Origin of the sequence: Cellulomonas sp. RIT-PI-Y (genome assembly GCF_025642745.1) — a bacterium.
Lineage (GTDB): Bacteria > Actinomycetota > Actinomycetes > Actinomycetales > Cellulomonadaceae > Cellulomonas.
This window is the reverse complement of the sequence record NZ_JANZKP010000001.1, coordinates 212516-218515: the sequence shown is the minus strand read 5'-3', so window position 1 is coordinate 218515 and position 6000 is coordinate 212516. Positions and strand designations below refer to the sequence as shown.

The window sequence follows — 6000 nt, the reverse complement described above, 5'->3', positions numbered from 1 at the left end:
GTGACGGGAGGTCATCGGGGCGGGGCTCCTTGAGGGTGGGCGCAGGCAATCTGTCGCCCGCCGATGAACCGCCGGGACATGGCGGGCGAACACCCGCCGAACTTCGTCCCCCGGATCGTGACGGCGCGTCGGAGCCGGGTGAGGATCTGGCGCGTGCCCCGTCGACTCGTCCCCGTCGCCCTGACCACCGTGCTGCTGCTCGCGGGCTGCTCCGGCACCGACTGGTCCACCCCGCGGGAGGGGCCGCTGGCGGAGGGCGCGCTGTCCGACGGCTTCATCGCGCCCGGTGAGACACCGACCCCGGAGGCGACGGTGCTGCCCGAGGCCGGCAGCTGGGACGGCATCGCGCCGGCACCTGGCTACCGGGTGGTGCTGCTGACCCGCGGCGACGATGCCGCGACCACCACGGTGGCCGACGCGGTCGAGGACTGGGCGGAGGCCGAACAGGTCGACCTGAGGGTCCTGGAACCGGAGACCCCGGCGGACCTGATCCCGGAGCTCGCCGAGGCGGTGGGGATGGGAGCGGACCTGATCGTGTCGGTCGGCGACGACCTGGTGGACCCGCTCGCGGTGGTCAGCCCCAACCACCTGGACCAGGCGTTCCTGGTGGTCGGTGCGGAGATCGCCGAGCCCACCGCGAACGTCACGGCGGTCGACTGGACCGGCGCGGCGTTCCGCGGCGAGGGGCTCGGCACGGCCTCGGAGTACGACCTGGCGACCTTCACCCCGGAGCGTGCGGCCCGCGCGATCCGGGCCGGGGTGGGCGCGGTGCTGGGCGGCGTGACCGGGATCGTGGTCTGGATCGACTGAGCCCGCTCAGCGCCCCCGCGCCGTGAGGCTGAAGCTCGCGGGCAGCCGTTCCGGCCGGTCGCGCAGGCGGTGCTCGCCGGTCTGCGGGTCCAGCACCATCAGCCCGGGCAGGGCGTCCCACGGGACGCTGTCGTGCTCGGCCAGCGACGTCAGTTCCATCCCGGCGTCCAGCACCGCGGTGACGATCTCGCCGAGACCGTGGTTCCACTCCATCGACCGCGGCTGGGCGATCGTGCCCTCGCCCGCGTAGCTGTCCTCGTCCTCCCAGACCATCGGCGCCGACTGCTCGAAGTACGGCAGCTCCAGCGCCGGCGTCGAGCCGCCGGGCGCGGTGATCCCCGGCTGCTGCACCCGGTCCGGGTGCTCGCCGCCCACCGGCATCGCGAGGCAGGCCAGCAGCACCGGGTGCGCGTCGCGGATCACCAGCCGCCCGCCGGGCCGCAGCAGCCGGGCGACCGTCTCGGCCCAGCGCCGGATGCTGGGCAGCCAGCAGATCGCGCCGATGCCGGTGTAGACCAGGTCGAACCGGTGGTCCCCGAGCATGTCCGGCGCCGCGTAGACGTCCGACTCGACGTAGTCCACCTCGGCCCCGGCCCGGGACGCGATCGACCGGGCCTCGGCGAGCGAGGCGCCGGACAGGTCGACGCCGGTGACCCGTCCGCCCAGCCGGGCCAGGCTCAGGGTGTCGGTGCCCAGGTGGCACTGCAGGTGCACCACGTCGAGCCCGGTCAGGTCGCCGAGCAGCGGGCGGTCGAAGGCGACCACGTCGGACAGCCGGTCCGGGTCCGCCAGCAGCGGTTCGATGGCGTAGCCCCGGAGGTGGACCGGGACCCGGCTGTCCCAGTTGGTGCGGTTGACCTGCAGGTAGTCGTCGGAGGACATGGTCGCGACGGTACGGGGGCGGGTCGAGGAAAGCGGAGCGCTCTTCAGCGTGTCCGCGCCACCTCGCGCAGGAATCGCGCCGACCGCTCCCGCAGCCCCTCGATCCGCAACTCCGTCATCAGCGCCCGCTCCTCCTCGGAGGCGTTCCCCGCCTCGGTCCGGGTGGGCGTGCGCCGCACGTTCTGCGAGCAGAGGAAGTCGCTGCACAGCAGGGTGCCGATCGTGTCGCCCCGACGGCCGGGGGCACCGGCACGACGGGCGACGTAGAGGCCGACGTCCTCGGTGGCGACCACGTCCTCGCACCAGCCGCAGACGGCCTTGCGGCGCTTGCCGGTGCGCTCGGCGGCGCGGAGCAGGACGCCGACCAGCTCGCCGTCGACCTCCCCGACCACGTAGGAGGACAGCGGAGCCCGGCGGTCGCGCCAACCGAGGTAGTCCAGGCGGTCCCAGTCCAGGGAGCCGAGATCGGGCAGGGTGGCGTGGGCGGCCTCACGCCGGGAGGCGTTCACGAAGGAGGTGCGGATCTGCTGGTCGGACAGGGCATGCATGAGGAGTCCTAGCGATGGCGGTGTGCGGGGTCGACGGAGTCCCGCGTCGCCGTGGACCGGAGGGTTCAGGCGACGCCGGGGCGGTCGGGCGTGCAGCAGGCCATACGGGCCACCCCCACCATCGGTGCTCCTCGGTCTCTCGTGCTCGGACCGGACGACGGTACGCCGGCGATCGGCGGCTGGCGAGCGCTTTACGGCGTGGCGGTCGGCTCGGGGCTGGTCGGGGCGATCGAGATGGTGATCGTGACCTCGTCGTGGCTGACGAAGGTCGCGCTGGCCAGGCCGATGGCGGGCAGACCCAGAGCCAGGGCGAGCAGGACGGTGCCGAGGACCAGGCGCTCCCACCGGTCGACGGTCTCAGGTGAGGAGGAGGGCATCGTCGGCCGCCTCCCGTCGGGTCGGCTTGTCCGCACGCCGTGCGGAGCGCTCACGCAGCAGGGCCACGCCCTCCAGGGTGGCCAGGGCGGCGAGCGGCGGGCCGAGCAGGACCAGGCGGCCGATCGGCGACCCGGCCCAGTCCAGCACCCAGCCCCACATGGGGTGCACGTCCAGCACGATGCCGCGGACCTGGGACAGCGGCGTCGCATCCGGGTCCGGGTCCACGTTGGCGTCGCCCTTGGTGAAGATGTAGGGCCGCATGATCGGCTCGCCGGTGTCCGGGTCGACGGTCGGCACCATCCGGCCGGTGTCGGTGTCCTGCCGCATCACCGGCAGCGACTGCAGGGCGACGATCCGGTGCGTGACCAGCTGGTCCGAGCCGACCGGCCAGAAGGACGCCACCTGCCCCACCCGGAGCTCGGACGGGTCGCTGATCTGGCGCAGCACCACGGCGTCCCCGGCGTCGAACGCGCCCTCCGCGGAGCCGGACATCGATCCGGAGGTGACGATCATCAGCCGCTGGTCGTTCAGGGTGAACCACAGCGGCACGGCCACCGACACCGCGTAGGCCAGCCCGAAGACCACCACGACCGTCCACAGCACGGCGGTGACCGCACGGCGGGCGGGGCTGGGCGGCGCGGACCGGTGCCGCGGGGTGCTGGGTGCACGCCGGTCGTACGCGGGCTGCGTGGCGTGCACGCTGGCCCGGCGTCCGAAGGGGGCGGCTGCGGTCATCGGCTCACTGGTGCGGGTCGACCGGGTCCTGCTGGGCGAGGAAGGTCAGGGTGAGGTCGGCGCTGGAGTCCTGGTACTCGTTGCCGATGTCCGGCACGTTGACCCGGACGCACAGGTCCTCGTTGGCCCCGGCGATCAGGCCGCGGTCCTCGGTGGTCAGGTTCGTGGCGCTGCCGGACAGGCCGCTGTCGGCGGTGCCGATCGGGGTCAGACCGCTGACCCCGGCCTCGGTGCAGGACGCGGCCGGGGCGGCGAACAGTTCCAGGGTCAGCACCTGGGCCAGACCCTTGCCGTCCGCGCTGGTGGCCGAGTACTGCACGCCGTAGGTGAGGGCGAGCGACCCGGCGTTGGTGACCGTGACCGGGCTGTAGATCGAGTCGCCGGGGGCCAGGTTGCCGGGCGGCAGCACGAAGGCCACGTCCTCACCCGCCTCGATGTCCACCGTGCCGGTGACGATGCCGGTGCGGCCGGTGTCGTCGTTGTCGGTGAAGATCGCGGAGGTGACCAGGGTGGTCAGACCCAGCCCCGCCAGTCCGAGGATCGCGACGGTCCCCACCAGACGACGGCGTCGGGCGGGGTCCCGCCGGGGAACCGGCGGGGTGATCATGTCGCGGAGCAGGTCGTCGTCCATCGTTGGTCCTCACGGGTGAGCGGATGAGGGCTGTTCGGGTGTTATCGGGCGTCGTTCCGGGTGACTTGAGGGGAAGTGTCGGATTTATCTTCACCCAGTCGGGGCAGGTGGACCGGGCCGAGTCGATCCGCTGGTACGGCGGGGGAGTAGAGGTAGCCCTGCGCCTGGTCGACGGTCAGCCGGCGCAGCGCGTCCGCGGTGGTCTCGTCCTCGACGCCCTCGGCGACCACCTGCAGCCCGAAGGAGTGCGCCAGGTCGACCATCGCCTTGACCACGACCTCCGAGCCGCGCTTGCCGGTGGTGGCCAGGTCGGCGACGAACAGCCGGTCGATCTTCAGGCCGTGCACCGGCAGATCGCGGAGCTGGGAGATCGAGGTGTTCCCGATGCCGAAGTCGTCGATCGACACCCGGACGCCGATCTCGCCCAGGCGGTGCAGCACCGGGACGACCCGGGACGGATCGGAGACCAGCGCGGTCTCGGTGATCTCGACCTCCAGCAGCTCGACCGGGACCGCGTGCAGGGCGAGCAGGTCCTCGATCACCTCGACCACGTCCTGCGCGGTGACGTCGTGCGCGGACAGGTTCACCGCCACCGGCACGGGCACTCGGTCGCGGGACCAGTCCGCGAGCTGGGCGACGCAGGCCCGCAGCGCGTAGCGGGTGAGGTCGTGGATCAGGCCGGACTGCTCGGCCAGCGGGATGAACAGGTCGGGGGGCAGCATCCCGCGGGTGGGGTGCCGCCAGCGCATCAGCGCCTCCAGCCCGATGGTCCGGCCGGTGCCCAGGTCGATCTTGGGCTGGTAGTGCATCTGGAGCTCGTCGTCGACGCTCAGCGCCCGGTGCAGGTCGCCGAGCAGCACCAGGCGCGCCGGGGACGAGTCGTCCTCCTCCGGCGAGTAGACCGAGACGCCCAGCCGGTGGGTCTTGGCGGTGTACATCGCGACGTCGGCCATCCGCATCAGGGATCCGGCGTCCTCGGCGTGGTCGGGCAGGCAGGCCACGCCGATCGAGGTGTCGACGTGCAGCGCCAGGTCGCCCAGCTGGAACGGCGGCACGAACAGCTGCCGGACCCGGCGGGCCGCGGCGTCGGCGTCGGTCACCGAGCGGACGTCGGGCAGCAGGATGGCGAACTCGTCCCCGCCGAGCCGGGCCACCACGTCGTCCTGCCGCATGGCGTCGCGCAGCCGGAGGGCGACCTGCTGCAACAGCTCGTCGCCGCGGTCGTGGCCCAGAGAGTCGTTGATGTCCTTGAACCGGTCGATGTCCAGCAGGGCCAGGCCGACCGTGGTGCCGGCGCTGGCATGGTCGGCGATCGCGCGTTCCAGCCGGTCGCCGAGCATCCGGCGGTTCGGCAGGCCGGTCAGCGCGTCGATCAGGGCGAGCCGGGCGTTCTCCAGCGCGGAGGTGTGCAGCCGGATCGACGCGTTGCGCACCGTGCGGAACAGCAGCAGCCACAGCAGCACCAACCCGCCCGCCACCACCGCGGACACGGTGCGGATCGCGCTGGTGAGCGCGGCCTGGGTCTCGGAGTAGTCGAGCATCACCTCGGCGGCGCCGACCACGGTGCCGCCGTGGTCGATCGGCACGTAGACGTCCAGCTGGGTGCTTTCGGTGCCGCCGAACTGCTGTCCGCGCACCTCGGTCACCACCTGGGCGTCGGGCTCCTGCTGCCGGGTGGCCGCGTCCAGCCGGTCGCCGTCGGGGAAGCCGGTGGTGTCCTGCAGGGAGTCGAAGAGCAGGACGCCGTCGACGGTCCAGAGCCGCAGGCGGGTGAGGTTGTCGAACCCGGCGACCTGGGTGGAGATCCGGGTCGACGTCTGCGGGTCCAGGACGCCGACCGTGTAGGCGTCCTCGGGCACGTCGGAGGTGGCGTAGGACTCGATGCTCTGCGCCATCACGATGCCGTCCCGGCGGGCCTGCGCGCTCATCACGTTGGAGGTCACCCAGACCAGGGCGACGCCCAGCACGATCATGGCGAGCACGCTCACGACGGCGAAGTACCGGGTCAGTGACCAG

7 protein-coding genes are annotated in these 6000 nt (G+C 72.7%); 1 reads left to right on the top strand and 6 read right to left on the bottom strand.

What is annotated here, in order from left to right:
• The first annotated feature begins 153 nt into the window (after window positions 1-153).
• Window positions 154-810, top strand: a complete 657-nt coding sequence (locus OGL89_RS01025; RefSeq protein ID WP_263117956.1) for a hypothetical protein — start codon at window positions 154-156, stop codon at window positions 808-810.
• 6 nt (window positions 811-816) lie between these two features.
• On the opposite strand, the gene OGL89_RS01020 is transcribed toward OGL89_RS01025, so the two are convergent.
• The 6 genes from OGL89_RS01020 to OGL89_RS00995 all read right to left on the bottom strand — a co-directional run bounded on the left by OGL89_RS01020 (window position 817) and on the right by OGL89_RS00995 (window position 5972).
• On the bottom strand, window positions 817-1692 hold the full coding sequence (locus OGL89_RS01020) for a class I SAM-dependent methyltransferase (RefSeq protein ID WP_263117955.1): 876 nt from the start codon (window positions 1690-1692) through the stop codon (window positions 817-819).
• 44 nt (window positions 1693-1736) lie between these two features.
• Window positions 1737-2240 (bottom strand): FBP domain-containing protein, encoded by a 504-nt coding sequence (locus OGL89_RS01015; RefSeq protein ID WP_263117954.1) that lies wholly within the window; start codon window positions 2238-2240, stop codon window positions 1737-1739.
• Between the two features lie 191 nt (window positions 2241-2431).
• Window positions 2432-2617 carry a hypothetical protein gene (locus OGL89_RS01010; RefSeq protein ID WP_263117952.1) on the bottom strand — a complete coding sequence of 62 codons (186 nt, stop codon included), beginning with the start codon at window positions 2615-2617 and terminating at the stop codon, window positions 2432-2434.
• A complete protein-coding gene (locus OGL89_RS01005; protein WP_263117951.1) occupies window positions 2598-3353 on the bottom strand; it encodes a signal peptidase I in 756 nt (251 codons plus the stop codon). The genes OGL89_RS01010 and OGL89_RS01005 overlap by 20 nt, the downstream gene beginning before the upstream one ends.
• A 4-nt stretch (window positions 3354-3357) precedes the next feature.
• Window positions 3358-3984, bottom strand: a complete 627-nt coding sequence (locus OGL89_RS01000; RefSeq protein ID WP_263117950.1) for a TasA family protein — start codon at window positions 3982-3984, stop codon at window positions 3358-3360.
• Window positions 3985-4025: 41 nt separating this feature from the next.
• On the bottom strand, window positions 4026-5972 hold the full coding sequence (locus OGL89_RS00995; protein WP_263117949.1) for an EAL domain-containing protein: 1947 nt from the start codon (window positions 5970-5972) through the stop codon (window positions 4026-4028).
• Window positions 5973-6000: the final 28 nt, after the last annotated feature.